The sequence below is a fragment of the Streptomyces diversicolor genome (assembly GCF_057537855.1).
Window position 1 is genome coordinate 68,387 of sequence record NZ_BAAJXA010000042.1, and the last position, 16,831, is coordinate 85,217.

Annotated in this window: 9 protein-coding genes; 4 read left to right on the forward strand and 5 right to left on the reverse strand. The window is 71.4% G+C overall.

Features of this window, described 5'->3' with window-relative positions; genetic code table 11:
* The first annotated feature begins 73 nt into the window (after positions 1-73).
* The gene (locus AC27LF_RS36300; RefSeq protein ID WP_479660605.1) at positions 74-526 is read left to right on the forward strand and encodes a hypothetical protein; all 453 of its coding nucleotides are present in this window, start codon (positions 74-76) and stop codon (positions 524-526) included.
* A gap of 203 nt (positions 527-729) precedes the next feature.
* On the opposite strand, the gene AC27LF_RS36305 is transcribed toward AC27LF_RS36300, so the two are convergent.
* Entirely contained in the window at positions 730-12,477 is an 11,748-nt protein-coding gene (locus AC27LF_RS36305) for a hypothetical protein (RefSeq protein ID WP_479660606.1), read from the reverse strand.
* 77 nt (positions 12,478-12,554) lie between these two features.
* Complete coding sequence (locus AC27LF_RS36310; RefSeq protein ID WP_479660607.1) at positions 12,555-12,974, reverse strand: DUF6292 family protein; 420 nt, start codon at positions 12,972-12,974, stop codon at positions 12,555-12,557.
* A gap of 211 nt (positions 12,975-13,185) precedes the next feature.
* Between AC27LF_RS36310 and AC27LF_RS36315 the strand changes: the two genes are divergently transcribed.
* From AC27LF_RS36315 to AC27LF_RS36325, 3 genes are all read left to right on the forward strand, one after another.
* The gene (locus tag AC27LF_RS36315; protein WP_479660608.1) at positions 13,186-13,893 is read left to right on the forward strand and encodes a hypothetical protein; all 708 of its coding nucleotides are present in this window, start codon (positions 13,186-13,188) and stop codon (positions 13,891-13,893) included.
* Between the two features lie 157 nt (positions 13,894-14,050).
* A complete protein-coding gene (locus AC27LF_RS36320) occupies positions 14,051-14,839 on the forward strand; it encodes a ParA family protein (RefSeq protein WP_479663436.1) in 789 nt (262 codons plus the stop codon).
* Entirely contained in the window at positions 14,839-15,762 is a 924-nt protein-coding gene (locus AC27LF_RS36325; protein ID WP_479660610.1) for a hypothetical protein, read from the forward strand. Before AC27LF_RS36320 ends, AC27LF_RS36325 begins: the two co-directional genes overlap by 1 nt.
* A 55-nt stretch (positions 15,763-15,817) precedes the next feature.
* Here AC27LF_RS36325 and AC27LF_RS36330 read toward each other — a convergent pair whose 3' ends face one another.
* The 3 genes from AC27LF_RS36330 to AC27LF_RS36340 form a co-directional block, all read right to left on the reverse strand.
* A complete protein-coding gene (locus AC27LF_RS36330; protein WP_479660611.1) occupies positions 15,818-16,075 on the reverse strand; it encodes a hypothetical protein in 258 nt (85 codons plus the stop codon).
* A 3-nt stretch (positions 16,076-16,078) separates the two neighbouring features.
* Positions 16,079-16,387 carry a hypothetical protein gene (locus AC27LF_RS36335; RefSeq protein WP_479660612.1) on the reverse strand — a complete coding sequence of 103 codons (309 nt, stop codon included), beginning with the start codon at positions 16,385-16,387 and terminating at the stop codon, positions 16,079-16,081.
* Positions 16,388-16,405: 18 nt separating this feature from the next.
* A partial coding sequence (locus AC27LF_RS36340; protein WP_487227826.1) for a Pycsar system effector family protein occupies positions 16,406-16,831 on the reverse strand: 426 nt, incomplete at its 5' end.

Consider the following 16,831-nt stretch of genomic DNA (forward strand, 5'->3'; position numbering starts at 1 on the left):
GAACACCACCACGCCGCCGGGCGGGTCCATGCGGCCCGCCCGGCGGCGTCCGTGTCACCGAAGGAGCAACGCCATGTCAGCGCAACTCGCCGTGACCTGGGTCCGGATAGGCGAGCAGTGGGTGCGGGCCGACCACATCGTCGGTGTCCGGCTGGAGGCCGCCGCCGGGGCCGCGCTCGGCGGCCGGTGGCGGGCCAGCACCGACCGCAGCCAGCGGCTCATGGTGTGCACGACGCTGCCCGCCGAGGAGGACAGCGGCAAGGCCGTCTGGCAGGAGGCAGCCGTCTGCGCCCCGGAACGGGGCGAAGTCATCGTCGGGACGCTGCTGGACGCGATGAACACCGCCAAGGTGGCGGCGGGCACCACGCGGTACGTGTACCCGGCCCGGTCGACGGAGGGATGGGTCACGCACTGGCAGGCCAGCACGACCCTCCCGCAGGGGCCCGCCCTCACCGGCGACCCCAAGGCAGTCCCCGCAATCAGCGGTATGCCGGTCACGCCCCCCAAGGCGCTGCGCGGCGCCTGAACAGGCTTGTACGGGGCCCGGAGTCAGTAGTCCTCACGCCGCTGGTGCCGGGCCCCACGACGTTTCGCACCACGCCGACGGGCCCCGCCACGAGGGCTTTTGGGAACCGCGAGGGCCCGCGGGTTATCTGGCCAGATAGACCACCCACGGGGGCGGGCCGGAGCCGGGGCGCCTCGTGGGTGCCCGGACTCCGGCCCGGCCGGTCAGCGCTGGGTGGGCTTGCGTGCCTGCGGTTGCTCGGCGGCGTCGCGGCGGAGGTGCCCGGCCTGCTCGGCGCTGCCGCCGGCGGCGGGCTTCTTCCCTCGCCTCGTGGTGGTCGACCGGCCCCGGGCGGCGGCCGCGGAGACACCGCGCTTGGCCCCGGGCATCGGCCGGTTGAGGGCCTCCCCCATCTTGCGCATCGCCGGGATGTCCACCGGGTCGGCCGCGCCGTTCGCCGACGGCGGGGTGCCGCCGCCCGTACGTCGCGGTCCCCGATACTCGAGGGCCGCGCCTCCCAGCCGCAGCAGTGCCTCCGCGCTCGGCAGTGCCTCGCGCTTGTCCGTGGCGCGTTCGTCGGTGCGGCGCAGCTTGTCGGCGGCGGCCTGCGCCCACCCGGCGACCTTCTCGCACGCGGTGATCGAGACCCGGCGGACGAAGTCTGCGACGCGCCCGTCGGCCATGAGCTTGCCGATGTGCTCGCCCGCCCGCTCCTTCATGACGTGCATCAGGTGGCCGAAGGCCCCCCGCACGCTCTGGATGCGCTGCCACTCTGGCAGGTCCTGGAGTGCGGGCGCATGGGCGTCCGCCTCCCGCAGCGCTGTGTTGACGGCGTCCGCCGACTGCTGCGGGTCGCGGTCCGGCGCCTTCTCCTGCTCGGCAGGGGCCTCGTTCGCCGGGGCAGCGAGGTCGGGCTGTCGCGTCTCGGCGGCCGGGGCGGGCTGCGGTTCGGCGGGCGGGTGGAGCTTGGCCACGGCTTCGGCGAACAGCGCTTCCAGCCGCTGGAGTTCGTCCTCCACGCTGGCGAACAGATCCGCGCCCGTGCCCTTGTCGGCGGGCACGAGTTCGTCCCACGCCTCTTGGACGGCAGCGAAGTCGGCGACGACGTCGAGCGGACGGTCCTCCTGCGGGCCGGAGTCTTCCGCCGGGCCGGTCCACAGCGGCAGGTCGGCCTCCGGCTCAGCAGCGGCGGGCGGCGCGGGGTCGGCCGTGGGCTGTTCCTCGCCCGGCTCGGCGGCGCCGTCCGGGCCGGGAGTCGCCGGGCTCTCGGGTGTCGCGGGGCGGGCGGGCGTGGCCATCTCGGTGTCCTCCGGGGCGTCGTCGGGGAGCGGGGCGGGCTGGTCGGTCGCGTCGGGAACCTGCTCCGGGCCGGGGGTGTCGGCGGCCGCGGGCGGTTCCGGCGTCTCGGCGGCCACCGGGTCCGAAGCGGGCTCCGGCGTCGGTGCCGGGTCAGCCTGCTGCGCGGTGTCGTCGCGGGCGGGTTCGGCCTGCTGCGCGGTGTCGTCGCGGGCGGGTTCGGCCTGCGCGGCGGCTGCGGCGGCCGCAGCCTCTTGTTCCTGGGCGGCGGCGCGCTCGACCACCATCGCGTCCAGGGTGGCCTGGAGGCGTCCCTCCAGGCGCGTGGTCTCGTGCAGCAGGTTCATGAGCGGGAAGGCCAGGTGCTGGCGCTCATCGAGGGCGGGGTCCGCCGGCAGCGCGGCCGCCCAGGCGATGACCGCCTCTCGGACTGCGGTGAGGTTCGCGGCCATCTGCCGCGAGCCGTGGTCTTCCACGTCGGCGGCACCGAGACGCCCGAGCTGGACGCTCAGGGCCTGGAACAGGGGGTTCTGCCCGTAGTTATCGCTCGCCCGCGCGGCCGCCAGGGTGAGGGTGCGCAGGTGCTGCTCGGCGGCGGTACGCAGTTCAACGCGCAGCACGTCCGCTCGTGACTGCACTCCCCGGACGTTGACGGCAACCGGCGGGGCGCCGTACGGCTCCCCGGTGACGACGGCGAACATCACCGCGCCCTGACGTGCGGCATCCATCGGTGAGCCGTTGAGTTCCGTGACGTCGACAGGCTGGCCGTCGACAGTCAGCCGGGCGAACCACCGTCCGGAGGCGGACAGGCGCACCGCGGCGACGGTGGCCTCGCCGTACAACAGCTCACCCTCGCGGGGGCCCTCGCCCTCCGCCGTGGTCAGCCGGAGTCGGTAGCGGGCGTCGGCCGCGAGCGGGACCGTCTCGGTGAAGGTCCGGGGTGCGGGCGGGTCTTCAACGTCCACGGCCGGTACGGCTTCCGCTGCGGGAGCCTCCGCAGGGGCGTCCTCCGAGGGCGGATCGGCGACCGGGGCGGCGTCCGGTGCGACGACGGTTGGGTCCGGCTCGCCTGCCACTGTTTCCTCCTGCTCGGGCTGTTCTGGTTCCTCGTTCGCTGCGACCTCCGGCGCGGAAGCAACCTCCGGCGCGGCCGTCTCGGCGACGGGCGCGTCGACCGGGGCCTCCTCGGGCTCGGGCTCCGGCTCGGGGTCGGGCTGCGCGGGCTCCTGCTGCACCGTCGGTGGTGCCATGGTCTCTGCGGCCGCCCGCTCGGTCTGGGCGTCCCGCACGCGCTGACGGGCCCACTCCAGTACGCCCTCCCACTGCGGATGACGCGTACTCATGTCTCCGGGCCCGGTCACTTCCAGGCGGTGACCGTCCTGGCCCGGCAGCCCCTGCTGGTAGACCATCTCCACCGTGAAGTCGGTGTCGCCGATGCGGAGGTCCCACAGGGGACCATGCTCCAGCGGCGCCCGGTTCCGGCGGGCCCCCTCCGAGCGGGCGGTGACGGACTCACCTTCGGGGATGCCGAGTTTCTTCAGGTCCTGGCCGTAGGAGAAGTAGACCCAGTCGTCGCTGGCGTTGGGGTGGGTCTCGGCGGTACGTCCCAGCGCGGCTCGTTCGGTGAGTTCCTGGATGGAGCTGACGGAGCCACCGGTGCCCACGGACACGCCGGACAGCTCGCGCGTCACGAAGCCCCGGTATCCGCTCTCGGTCTCCTTCGCGGTGCGGTAGCGCTGGCCGGTCGGCCGGTGGACGCTGGTCCACTCGTTCTCGGCGGTGCGCCGATAGACGACTTCGTCGTCCTCCGGGTGGGGCCGGGGCTGGATGCGTACACCGTCACGCCGGGCCTCGGCGAGGTCGGCGAGGCTCCGGTACTGCTGGTAGGGCAATCCCAAGGTCAGTTCGACGCAGGGGCCGCACTCGGCAGCCATCTCGGCGTGGTCCGGGCCGAACCAGTGAAGGACCACGGTGTAGCGGTCGGTGTCGGTGGTTCCGCAGCGCTCGCACTCGCCGTGGTCGGCGTGTCCGTACACACCGAGGCGTCCGTCAGGGGCTCCCTCGGTGCCCGGTGAGACAGCGGGTTCCGGCTCGCGCCGACCGCGCCGGCGGCCGGGACGCTGCGCGGGGGCAGGCGCGGGGGCTGCCTCGCCGAAGAGGTCGAGTTGTCCTTCCTCCTCGTCCGGCTCGTCCGGCGCAGGCTCCGGCTCCGGCTCGGGGGCAGGATCGGGCTCCGGCTCCGGGGCAGGCTCCGGCTCCGGGGCATCGGGGGCGTCCGGCACCGGGGCGGGGCCGGGCGGTGTCTCCTGCGGGGCGGGCACGCTGCCGGTGCCGAACAGGTCGAGCTGTTCCTCCGGCTCGGCGTCGGCATCCGGGACGGGCTCCGGCTCTGCGGTCTGCTGCTCCGCGTCGGCGAGGTCGGAGGCCGGAGCGGTGTCCGGTTCGGCCTCCGTGGTGCGGAGCCGCGCGTAGACCGGACCCGCCAGTTCGGCGTACAGGCCGTTGCGGTCGTCTACGACGTCGTCGCCCTCACGGAAGTAGGCGCGGACCCAGTTGGGCCAGTCGTCCGGCGGGACGTCCGCCCATTCCTCGGTCACCCACTCGTCCACCCAGGCGGCCAACGGGTAGATGAAGTTGTTGAGGTCGTTGGCGCGGGCCGCCTGTGCCACCGGCGGGGCGGCCAGTGCCGCAGCGGTCATGGCCTCCAGCGCGGGCCCGCGCAGGGCCGGGTCGGTCAGGGTCCCGGGGATCTGGCGCAGCGCGGCCACCCGGTACGCCTCGGCGGCCGCGTCCGGCTCCATGACCCCCGGCTCCACCGTGACGATGTAGAGGGGGGCGATGTCGACGTCCCAGCCGTTCGGCGAGCCGTCGCGGTCGCAGACGACCTGTGCCTCGCGCCCGTGTTCCTTGTCCGCGTAGCCGCCGACGATGCCCAACCGGCCGGTGGCCACGAACAGGACGCGGTCGCCGACCGCGGGCTCCGGGCGGTCGGTGCGCTCCAGTTCGTTGATGCGCTGGCGACCGGCCGGGGTGATGTCGACGTTCGGTGTCGCCCCGTACTCCAGCAGTCCCGCGTCCATCAGCCGCTCGACCGTGGCGCCGTCGACACGGACGCCGTCGCCGGTGATGACGATGCGACTGGTGTCCCGGGTGACGCCGCCGTCGGCGATGCCGGCGGGCACCAGTTCCCGGTAGGCGGCGTAGAGGATCGCGAACTCATCGGAGACGACGGGCAGGTCACTGTCGGCGTCCGGCACGGGCACCGGCGGCGCCGCGGGCGGTTCCTCGGCGGCCGGGGCGGGGTCGGCCGGGCCCTGCTCCTCAGCGGCCGCAGGGGCGGTCTGGTCCGGCTGGTCTCCGGCGTCCGGCTGCTGCTGAGCGGCGGGCGCCTCCTGCGTCGGGGCGGGGGTGTTCTCGGCGGCCGCGGCCCGTTCTGCGGTCAGGGCCGCGATGGTGGCCTGCGAGCGGGCGGCAAGGCCGTGAGCCGCCGCGTATACGTCCTGGAGGGGGTCGAGGAGAGCCTGTTCCACGGCGGGCTCCAGCGCCTGGCACCAGGCGGCCACGCCGTAGACCCGGCGGACAATCTCGTCCGGGCCCCCGGGGACGGGTTCGCGCAGCGCCAACCGGGCTCGGTGGTAGGCGATGTGCAGTTCGGCGATGGGGTTGTCCGGGGTGCCGAAGCCGTCGGGCCGGGCGTCGTTGTCCTGGTTGAGGTAGGCCCGGACGGTGGGGTGCTGGCTCCACCGGTCGTAGGCGGCGTCCAGCGCCTGCACGTCTTGCAGGTCGTCCTGGTCGGTGAAGGGTGCAGCGTTGAAGAACTGCGGCACCTCGTCCAGGTTCGGCGCCGTCACCTCCAACTCCGGCAGCCGCGCGGGCCGCTGGGGAGGCTGCTGGCGCTCCTCCCGGGTGGTGTGCACGGTGACCGTGCGTCCGGCGGCCGCGAGGACGCGCACGGCGTCGTCCACGCGCTGCCTGCGGGTCGGTTCCTTCCAGGTGCGGGGCAGGTACCAGCCGCTGACCTTGCGGGACTCCTTGAAGCCGCCGCCGGTCCACATCGCCGCCCGGGCGGTGTCGTCCTCCGGGCTCACGCCGAAGACGAGGGTGTCGGAGCCGTTGTGCAGAATCCAGACCGGGTCACGGCCCTGGTCATCGAGCGTGGGCCGGTGTACCCGGTCGCCGTAGACGACCGCGTGGTGGTTGGCCATGCGCTTGGCCACGGTGGCGCCGTCATCGGTGCCCCGGACGGTGTCGCCCTGGACGTCGCCCAGGTAGCGGTACTTGCTGTAGCTCCACTTCGCCGTGCCGACCTCCTCGCCCTCCTCGGTGTAGAGGCGGACGGTGCGGCCTTCCTCGGTGTAGTGGTAGCCCTCGGCGCCCGGGACCGGTACGGCGTCCTCGGGGAGCTGTGCGGACTCCTGCGGCGCGTTCTCCTCGGCGGGGGCGTCCTCGGTGGGGGCCGCGGGCTCCGTGGCCGTGGCGGGCGTGGCCGCCGGCGGGGCGTACCGGTCGCGTGCTTCGGCGAGCTGTTCGTCGGTCGGGGGCACGGTCTCGCGCAGCGCGTCGGCCAGGGCGTCCAGCGCGGTGCGGATGGCCTGGTTGTTCTCGTCGCGCCGGAAGTGGATCTCGTGGTCCAGGCGCCCGTATCGCCACCACGGCTTGAACGGGTCGCGGTTGGCGGTGTTGTGGGTGACGGCGGCGTTGATCCAGGCCGGGAGTTCCTCCCACAGGATCGTGGTGGAGACGTCGCCCTGCTCGATGGTCAGCCCGTCCGCGCGGGTCGACAGGTGCACGTCGCCGTCGCCGCGCAGGGCGGGCGGCAGGTCGTTGCTGGTGGAGGCGTAGAAGGCCGTCGTCGGTGTCTGCTGCTGCTCGGCAATCCACTCGCGTACGAGGTCGGTGGGCATCTCGCCGGGCTCCGTGCTGACCGGCTGCTCGTCCATCGTGACGGCGCTGACCAGTGTCTTGACCTGGTCGTCGCTGAGCACGCCCATGATGGCCCACCCGGCGGACTGGTGGGTGCGGGCGGGCTGCGGGCCGCCGATGTGGCCGACCATGACGCGGTCGCCGAGAGCGTCGACCGCGTCCTGCCAGAGCGCCTGTCGTGCGTCGTCGGTCGATGTCTCCGCCGGGGCGGGGGCGGGTTCCGTCGAGTCCTCGGCGGGCGCCTGTGGTGCCTCCGGTGCGGCCGGCGCCGCTTCCTGCTGCTCGGTCTGCGGGGGCGCGGGAGGCGCGGCGGACTCCTCGGGCGCCGGTGCCGGTTCCGGCTCGGGGGTCGGGGTGTCCTGCGGGGTGGGCTGCGCTTCTTCGGGTTCGGTGGCCCTGGCCTGCCGCCAGGCGATCCCGGCGGCCTCGGCAAGGATGGCTTGACGCGTGTCGGCCCCTTCGGGGTCGCGCAAGGTGTACAGCCAGGCTTGGAGCCACGCCGGGCGGTCCTCGGGGAGGTTGGCGCGCTCCAGGGCCCAATCCTGTGCCCATCCAGCGAAGCCCTCGCGGAACGGCGCACCCTCGTTGGCGTCGATCTGCGCCCATGCGGTCACGTCGGCGTCGGCGGCCGCGGCCGTGGCGAAGGCGCGCACGGCCTCATCCCACAGGCGCGGATCGGTCAGATCGGGTGTGGGATCTTCCCCGGGCGAGGTCCCGTCGACCAGGCGGGCGCCGCCGATGATCTGGCCGTCGCTGATGACGACGGCGGTGCCGCCAAGCATCCCGGCCATGGCGGTGGCGTCGTGCATCGCCATCTCCGCCTCGGTCATCTCGCGGCCGCCGTCGGCGGCGGCGCCGGGATCGAACTGCGGACCCGACCCGCTCTCACGACCGGAGGCGATGGCGGCGCCCGAGATCTGCTCCTCCAGGGCGGCCTTCCGCTCGCGGACCGCTTCCAGTTCGGCGTGCTTCTCGAAGGGGCGCCCGATGTGGGACCGGGTGTCTTCCAGCGCCGCACGCTGCTTGACGACCCTCTGCTCGATCTCGACCGGGGCGGTCACCGCTTCGTCGGCGGCCTCTCCGAGCGCCTTGACGATGCGCCAGGACTGGCCCTTGCCGAACCAGCTCAGGTTCAGGCGGACGTCAACCTGATGTCCGCCCGCGACCAGGTGCGCCCACCCCTCGTAGGCCATCCCGCCGAACTGTTGGCGCCGGTGCCAGGTGAAGCCGACTTGCAGGCCTCGCCAGCGGTAGCCCGCGTCCAGGTCGAGGGTGGGCTTGGAGCCCTGTGCGGTCTGTGCGAGGACGCCGGCGACGTCGTCGGGCTCGATGAGGCGGCCGTCTGCGGTGCGCCATGTGTCGTCGTCCCCGGCAGCAGTGATCGCGTCAGCCATGGCGCGCATGGCGGGCAGGGTGCGCTCCGCGTCGCTGATCTGGTCGGAGAGGACTTCGACCTTGCGCCTCATGCGGGCCTGCGCCTGCCGGTGGCCGTCGGCTTCGTTGAGGAGCATGGTCAGCTCGCCGTTGACGTCAGCCAGCTCCAGCAGCATCGGGTTGCCCGTGGCGATGGCCTTGGCCTGCCCGAAGCCCGCCCCGACAGGGTCGATCTCCTGGATCACGCGGCCGACCTTGCGGCCGGACATGATCTGCACGATGGGCCGCTGCTTGCGCTCCAGTTGCTGGAACATGTAGCTGTCGAAGCTGTTCAGCGCGATGTAGCGCAGGAACTCGACTTCCATGTCGAGGTCGATGAGCAGGTTGCCGGGCCGGTCGAGGCGGCCCTCGCGCTGCTCCCACTCGGCGGGCTTGTGCGGCGGGTCGACGTGGTGCAGCGCGACGCCGAGGGGCTGGACGTTGACGCCCGTTGCGCCCTTCTCCGAGGACATGAACAGGACGCTGACCTTGCCCGCCCGGGCGTCGGTGAACAACTGCTCCTTGGCGAGGTCGCTGTTGTAGTCGTGGATGAAGCGGATGCGCTCGCGCGGGATGCCCGGCAGGCCTTCCTCCGGCAGACCGTCGATCAGGCCCCGGCGGATCTTGCCGTAGACCTGACTCCCACGGTCCTTGCTCGGGGTGCCCAGGTCGCAGAAGACGAGCTGAAGACCACCGGAGACATCGTCCGGATAGCCGGGGAACTTCAGGTCCTTGGTGCGCTCGTGGATCTCCAGAACGTTCCTGACGACGGCCCCGACCTTGCCCGGGCCGTCCGGCTCCATCCCGACCAGCTCAAGGTCCAGGGCTGCCTTCCGGCCGTCCGTGATGACGTTGAGCATGTTGTCCTCGAACGGCTTGACCTTGCCCTGCTGAATCAGGTCGATGCGGCCGGAGATCGAGCTAACGTACTGGACCAGGTTCGGTGTGGCCTCGACCTCCACGTAGCGATCGACGCGCTTGGGCCGCTTGATCTTGAAGTCTTCACGCGGCCGCAGTTCCGCGACCTCCGCAAACAGGGCGAGTGCTTCATCGGCGTTGGTGTACTCCACCGGGCGCCGCTTCAGGCGGAAGCTAACGCCGTCGACCCCGACCTCCGGCCGGGACTCGAACTGGATGAAGTTCGCCGCCCAGGCATCCGGGCTGCCCAGCCCCAGCTTCTCCAGACGCTTGGGCATCGTGAAGTGCTTGAAGACGTACATCTCGCGCACCGAGTTCGAGATGAACGTGCCGCTGTAGAGGGCGGTGACGTTGTCCCGGCCGGTGCGCTCGCGGGTGACGATGAGCTTCAGGTCGAGGTCGGTGGCCCGCTTGGATGGCTTGCCGAGCGACATACCTTCGGTCGTGGCCGGCAGGGCGAGGTTCTTGAACAGGTGGGCTTCGTCGATCTGGAGGAAGTCGACACCGAGGTTCTCGTACGTGACACCGGCGTCGGTGGCCTTGGAGCGGAGGTCGGACGCGCGGGCGTCGAACCGGTCGACCATCTTGGCGATCTCTTTGATCCGCCGCTGGTTGGCGTCGTCGCCGTCGATCGCGCTCAGCGCGACGCGGTACTCGTTGGCCAGCTCCTCCAGGTAGGTGGCCTCGGTGACGGGGTGGACCCCGAGACGGCCGAAGGAGTTGTGCGTCATCACGATCGCGTCCCAGTCGCCGGTGGCGCACCGGGCCGCGAACAGCATCCGCGAGCGGGCGTCGGCGAGGTCCTTCTTGCCCGCCATGAGGATCTTGGCGTTCGGAAACAGCTTCTTGCCGTCCCGGGAGATCTGCTCCAGCAGGTGGTTCGGGACCACGATCATCGGCTTGTTGACCAGGCCGAGCTGCTTGAGCTTGACCGCCGTCATGAACATCGTGGCCGTCTTGCCCGCGCCGACCGGGTACGGGCACAGCGAGCCCTCTTCCGCGCTCAGCACGCGCTGGACGAAGTCCCACTGGTGCTCGTACGGCTTGAACTCCGGGTCCATGCCGTCGACCGTCAGGTGCGAGCCGTCATGCTTGGGCAGCACCGTGCTGTTGAAGATGCGGTTGTAGTCGGCGGCCAGGCGGTCCGCCCGGTCCGGGTCCTCCCACACCCAGCTCGCGAAGCGGCGCATCAGCGCCGTCATCTTCGACTCCGCGAGCATCGTCTCCTTGTCGTTACGCACCCGCCGCGAGCCGCCGTCGGGCGTGCGGAAGGTGTCGTAGACCTTCGGGGCCTGCCCGTTCAGCGCGAGGTCGAGCAGCTCGAAGGCGTTGACGCGGGCCGTGCCCCACTCGCTGGTCGCAGCCTCCGGGATCGTCATCGGCATGTCGACGTTCCACGTCGCCGTCTTGGCCACGTGGATGATGTCGACCCGTACGCCCAGCATCTCCTCGGCGAACGCAGTGACGTCCTCCACCGGAATCCAGGGGGCGCCGAGCTTGGCCTTGATGTCCTCCGGCGGCAGCGGCTCGGGCTGCACCTCGCGCAGGGCGTCGACGTGCCCCTGAAGGTCCTCGCGGCCCTGCGACAGCAGGAACTCGGCGCGCTCCAGCTTGTCCACGACCGGCCCGGACAGGTACGCGCCGCGGGTCAGCAGTTCGCCGCTGTCCGGGTCGGGGAAGACCAGGTCCCCGAGGGCGCCGGGCACCTGGTCCTCTTCGATCCCCAGGAGCTGCGCGATGGTCGGGACGTCGACCTTGTTCTTGAAGTTCAGGCAGAGCGACAGCGCCTCTTCCGGCGTCTCCGCCGACGTCGGCCGCTCGATGCGGCGGTTGACCCGACGCAGCAGCAACGGGGCCTTGTCCGCCTTCTGCGTCTCGTCGTCAAAGTCCTCCAGCGCGAGGACCGAGACGACGTCCGGGTCACGACGGAACCCGCCCAGCCGCGGGTAGCGGCGGCTGACCGACTTCTCCCCCGTCTCCTCGTCAACCTGCCCCTCGGCGAGGGTGAAGCGGTTGATCGGGCCGTGCGCCTTGACATAGGCGTCGTAGAGCCGGTTCACCTCGGCGCGCAGCGGGTCGAGCTGCGCGTCGGGGGTGTCGTGGTCGGTCTCCGCCTCGATCAGCTTCAGCGTGGCATCGCGCAGCGCGATGAGCTTGGGCAGTTCCTTGCCCGCGCGCTCGACCGCGACCAGCTCGCCGTCGACCACCTCGTGCGGCTTGCCGTCCACGAGGTGGAAGGAGCCTTCCTTCCGGCCGTCTTCGCGGACGGGGAAGGGCAGCGTGTCCTCGGTGAACGGCTGCGCGCCGACCGCGACCCGCCAGTCGCGGCCCTCGTTGCGGGCCTGCGCGGTGATGCCTTCGAAGGCGGTGCCGAGCGCGGCCCCGAGGTCCTGGCCCTCGGGCGCCTTCACCGCCAGGGTGTGCCCGTACTGCGCGGCCCGCCCCTGCTCGAACCTGCCCAGCACGTTCTCCGGGTGCCGGAGGAAGTAGTCGTTGGCGTACTGGCCGGGGACCGTCGGAACCTCGCTGACCTCCATCCAACTGTCGTCCAGGGGACCGTCGGTGTCGCGCCGGCGGACGATGAGGATGTCGGCCAGGACGCCGGTGCCACCCTCGGCGAGGGCACCGTTGGGCAGCCGGATAGCGCCCAGCAGGTCGGCGTGCTTGGCGATGGCGCGGCGGGCGGTGTCGTCCGCGGAGTCCATCGTGTAGCGGGAGGTCAGCAGGATGGCGACGCCGCCGGGGCGCAGTGCCTGCACCGAACGCCAGATGAAGTAGTTGTGGATCGAGTCGGTGACCGCCTTCGGTGCGGTCTTGTCGTGGACCTGGAAGTTGCCGTACGGCACGTTGCCCAGGACGGCGTCCACGCTGTTCGAGGCGAGTCCGGCTTCCTGGAGCCGGGCGTTGATGATCTGCGCGTCCGGGTGCAGCAGTGCGGCGATGCCCGCGGTGGTCGGGTCGCGCTCGACACCGAACCACTCGACCGGCATCCGGTCGGGGGTGTGGTTGATGAAGGTGCCCGCGCCGCAGCCGGGTTCGAGGATGCGGCCGCCGCGGAAGCCGAGATCGCGTAGGGCCGTCCAGCAGGCCTCTGCGATCCGGTCGGGGGTGTAGTAGGCGGTCGGTGTGCCCTGTTCGGCCTGCCGGTACTCGCGCGGCGACAGCAGGCGTTGCAGCTCCTCTCCGATCTCCGCCCAGGTTCCTTCGCGGTTCTCCGCCAGGGCGGGGGCGAGCGGACCCCAGCCGGGCCAGTGCCGCAGGGCGGCGAGGTCTTCCGGGGTGGGCGGGGACTGGTCCTCGCGCAGCCGGAGGAGGGTCTCGATCGCCGTCAGGCTCGCGCGGGCACGCCCGATCGGTCCGAGGCGGCCCTCCGGACCGGGCTCGGGGGCAGGGGCGACCGGGGTTTCGACGGGGTTGGACATGTCGTTCTCCAAGCTGCGGGGCCCGGCGCAGCCTCAGCGCCGACGGCCCGCGGGCGGTCGGGAGGACAGCGAGCGCGTCAGGCGGACGCGGCGAAGGCCGACAGGCGCGACTCGAACGCCTCGTCCTCGCTCTCGGGCAGGCGCTGCGGCCCGTCCTCCCGGCTCGGTGTCAGGCCCGGGTTCGACAGCACCATGTCGACCCAGCGGGCGACCCGGGCGGGCGCAGGCACCAGGTCCTCGCCCATGAACCAGTCGCTGATCCCGGCCTCGGCGGGCAGGTGGAGCACCCAGCCGTACGCCTCGTTCCAGACGAGTTCGAGGTCGTTGTCCTCGTCGGCGTACGGACCGCTGTCCGGCACCTCCAGCGTGACGACGGCCGTGCGGACCGCCGGCGGGCGTCCGGTCACGGCGTCCCCCGCGACGCTCAGGCCGATCTCTTCGATCTCGGCGACCACGGCCTGCACGTAGGGCTGGTGATCGGTGCGGCTGTTCGTCATGCGCGCTACTCCCCCGTTGCTCCGGCGGGCGGACGTTGGCCCGTCCCGCACCGCCTGCACCGGGTACCACCCGGCCGGCGGCGGACATCCTTGATCCCTACCTGACGACCATAACGACTCAGGAGCAACCGATTTAAGTTCCCACCCCGACACGAACCTCCCGCCCCGGGGCCCGCGTTCGTCCCTCGGGTTATCTGGCTACATTTCCTTCATGGCGAGGGTGAGCATGAAGTTCCACGTGGCCGTGACCGAGGAGGCCTTGGAGGCGCTGAACGCGCGCCGCAGGGACGAGCGGGAGCGAGAGGAAGAGTGGGTCGCCGCGCGCCGGAAGGAGTTGATCCTGCCGGGCATGTCTCGGCGCGCGGCCGCGGCTGTCCGCAGCGACATCCGGGCCCGGGTCGCGAGGATGCGCCGCACCGGCGAGTTCGGCGGCACCCGGGACGACATCGTGACCCGGGCAGTCCGCGAGGAGCTGCGCGCCCGCGGCCTGGACCGCAAGTGGCCCAAGCCGCCAGAGGGCGAAATCGAGGCCCCGGGCCGCCCGTGGGGCACCCCACCGAGCACACCCATGGGCGACGGCGGATACACCCACCGCGTGTCCGTGAACCTGCCCTACAGCCTCGGCGACACCGTCCGCCGCGCCGCCTACTGGACCAGCAAGGAGGCCGTCGAAGCCCTCCAGGATTGGGCCGACCGCTGGGGTGATGGAGTCGACGTCGCCCTCCGGGAAGCCGAACGTGACGGCATCCCCGCCGAACTCGCCCTCATGGTCGCAGCCGGGCGGCCTTCCGCGCCGCAGTCCGCACTAGAGATCCGCGACCGCCTCCGCGCCAAGGTCCTCACCACCGGCGACCTACTCCGTGCCGCGATCGACCGGGCCACGGCAGCGGATCAGCCCGAAATCCCCGACCAGGCTTGAGAGTAGAAACAACTGTTTCCAAGTCGTTCGATTTCACTCGAACGCCATTGCTCTTTCCGTAATGCTCCGATGCACATCAACGCCCCAAACGTCTGGCAAGCTGTGCGCGATCCGAGTAACCGCCCATCGTGCGGTGAAATCAACGGAAGGCCTCGGAATGAGCACATCCACAGCCCTCTCAACGGCCATCGACACGGCCGCTGACGCTGTCGCCAGAACGGCGAAAGTGATCGTCGTCATCCAGCAGAAGGGCGGCGCGGGCAAGTCCACCATCGCCGTCAACACGGCCGCGTGCGCGGGCCGGTCGGCGGTGCTGTCCAACGCGGACGAGTCCGCGGGCGCTCCCGTCGTTGCGGCCGGCATCGACGTCCAGGGCACCCTGGAGAAGTGGTGCGCGGGCGTACGAGAGGAGGCCCTCCCGTTCGACTTCGTCGTCACCCGCAGCAAGCTCAACATCTTGCCTAGCGTCATCAACGACCCCGAGCGGCGGCGGATCATCGTTGACACGCCGGGCTTCCTGGACGTCGACCCTGACGCCGAATGGGGGGCCGACCCGCTCGGCGAGAGCCGGACAGCAGATGCACTGCGCGAGGTGCTGGAGGTCGCGGACCTGGCGCTCGTCCCGATCACTCCGTCAAAGATCACCTGGGATGAGTGCGAGTACACGATCGAGCGCGTACTCAAGCCGCGAGGCATCCCCTTCCTGGTCGTGATCAACATGCACGACCCCGGCAAGGACAAGTTCGAGACGCAGCTCGACAAGGTCAAGGCATGGATTGACGAGCGGAACTACCCGCGGGTCGCAGACCCGATCCGCCGGTACACCATCCATGAGCACGCCTACGAGAACGGCACCCTGGTCACCGAGTACAAGATGTCGGGTACGGCCCTGAAGGCGCGTGAGGACTTCATGCGCGTGGCCCTGACGATGGAGCAGATGCTCTGATGGGTAAGGCGATCAACGTAGGCGGGGCCCCGGTCGCCCCGGGGCGCCCGAACAACGCGATCGAGCTGGCTCGCGCACTCGGCGACTCCACGAAGCTCCCGACGAAACAGCTCACCGACACTCCGGCGCTCATCGCGCAGGAGCAGGACATGTTGGTGAAGTGCGAGAGCGCAATCGAGAACCTGCGCTTCGCCTTCTGGGCCGCTGGCAAGGCGCTCCAGGTGGTGCGTGATGCCCGGCTGTATCGGGCTCAGTTCGAGACCTTCGAGGAGTACACACAGGCCCGCTGGGACATCACGCCGCAGTACGCAGGCAAGCTGATCCGTACGTGGCGCGTGGCCGAAGCCCTGTTCCAGGCCAGGCCAGGGGGCGGTTTGGAAACAATTGTTTCTACGAAGCTGGGGTACGGGCACGCGTGGGCCCTGGTCCCACTGGTCGAGAAGCACAGCGTGCAGGCGGCCGTCTACCTGTACCTCGGGCTCGTGAAGGCCAAGGGCGCGAGTGTCACCGCCGCACTCGTTCAGGGAGCCGTAGAGGCCCTGCCCGAGGGAGCCGCCGGGCACAAGGCCAAGACGGAGGAAGCGGTGGTCTCCTACCTCTCCTCCGAGGAGAACGAAGCACGCTCGACCTCCGCGGCCGACCCCGCGAAGACCGTGCGGGCGCTGTCGAAGGCTGCTCGCACCTTCGATACGGGCGCCCTCCAGGCCGCACTGGAACACGACCCGAAGCGGGCTCGCACTGCGGTGAGGTCCCTGATCGAGGTCCTGTCCTCGGTCAGCGGGGTGACGGTCACGTTCCTGGACGGCGAGACCGAAGCCGAGGGCGGCGAGCTTGAAGGAGGGCTCGCCGATGTGAGCGAAGACCCCGAGGAGAGCAGCCCCGAGGTCGAAGCCGCGGACGCGTCGGCCGCATCCGCGGCGTAAGTTCCCGAACACAAAGAAGCGGGCCCCGTCCGAGGACGGGGCCCGCTTCTTGTTTTCAGCTCAGGTGCCGTGCGCAGGCCGCAGTGAACAGCTTGGTGAACGCGTCGTCGCCGGGGTCCTGGAGGAGTTCCCACCAGGCGAGGGCGACCAGGTCGGCGAGTTCGCTCGCCTGGTCGGGGTTCTTGACTGGGATCGAGGCGGCTCCGGTTCCGCAACGGGGGCCGGTGGCGGTGAGCCAGCCGGGCAGCCCTCCGTGCGGGAAGCAGACTTGCAGTGCGGCGTACAGGTCGGCGGGCACCGCACGGCCGGTCACCGGTCAGGCCGTCCGGGGGTGCTGGAGGCGTGCCGTGGGCTGGACGAGGCTGCGCAGGAGCGGCACTCGGCGGGCCCATGCGCGCCAGCGGGGCGGGTGGACATGGCGCAAGGCACTTGACCACACGCCCTCTTCGGCGGGGAAGCGCTGGCCGATCCCGCACGTGCACTCCCAGCCATACGGGAGCGGGGTGGAGTCGTCACGCACGGCGAGGGCGACGACGTCGGCGTCGTCGTGGGCTCCGTGGAAGGTTCCGATCACCCAGCGTCCGGCGCGACGGGCCGCGGTGATGGGGTCGAGGTCGGTTGTCATGCGGTTTCTCCAGAGCAGTCAGGCGACGAGGGCGGCGAGCAGGGCGGCGCCAAGGACGACGAGCGAGGCGCCGGTGATGATTCCGGCAAGGCGCAGGCCCTCGTACTTTCGGCGGGCGATCTGCGCGAGGTGGATGACGTGGGCTACGCGGTCGTCCGGGGCCTGGAGGTCCTCCACCAGATCCTGGGGAGTGCATAGCGACCAGTAGAGGAAGCTGCCGCGTGCGGCGCCCGACAGGCGCGGGTGGACGACGACGAGCACGACGAGCATGGCGGCGATGAGTCCGAGGGCGCCGGCGCCGACGAGGAGGCCGACGACGGACGGTAAGTGGTGACCCGGGACCACCGCGACGAGCGCGGCGAGGGGCAGGGAGAAGGATGTGAGCAGGACGCCGGACTTTGCGTCCGTGCGGGAGATCTCGGCGAGGACGGTGGCGTTGGCCGC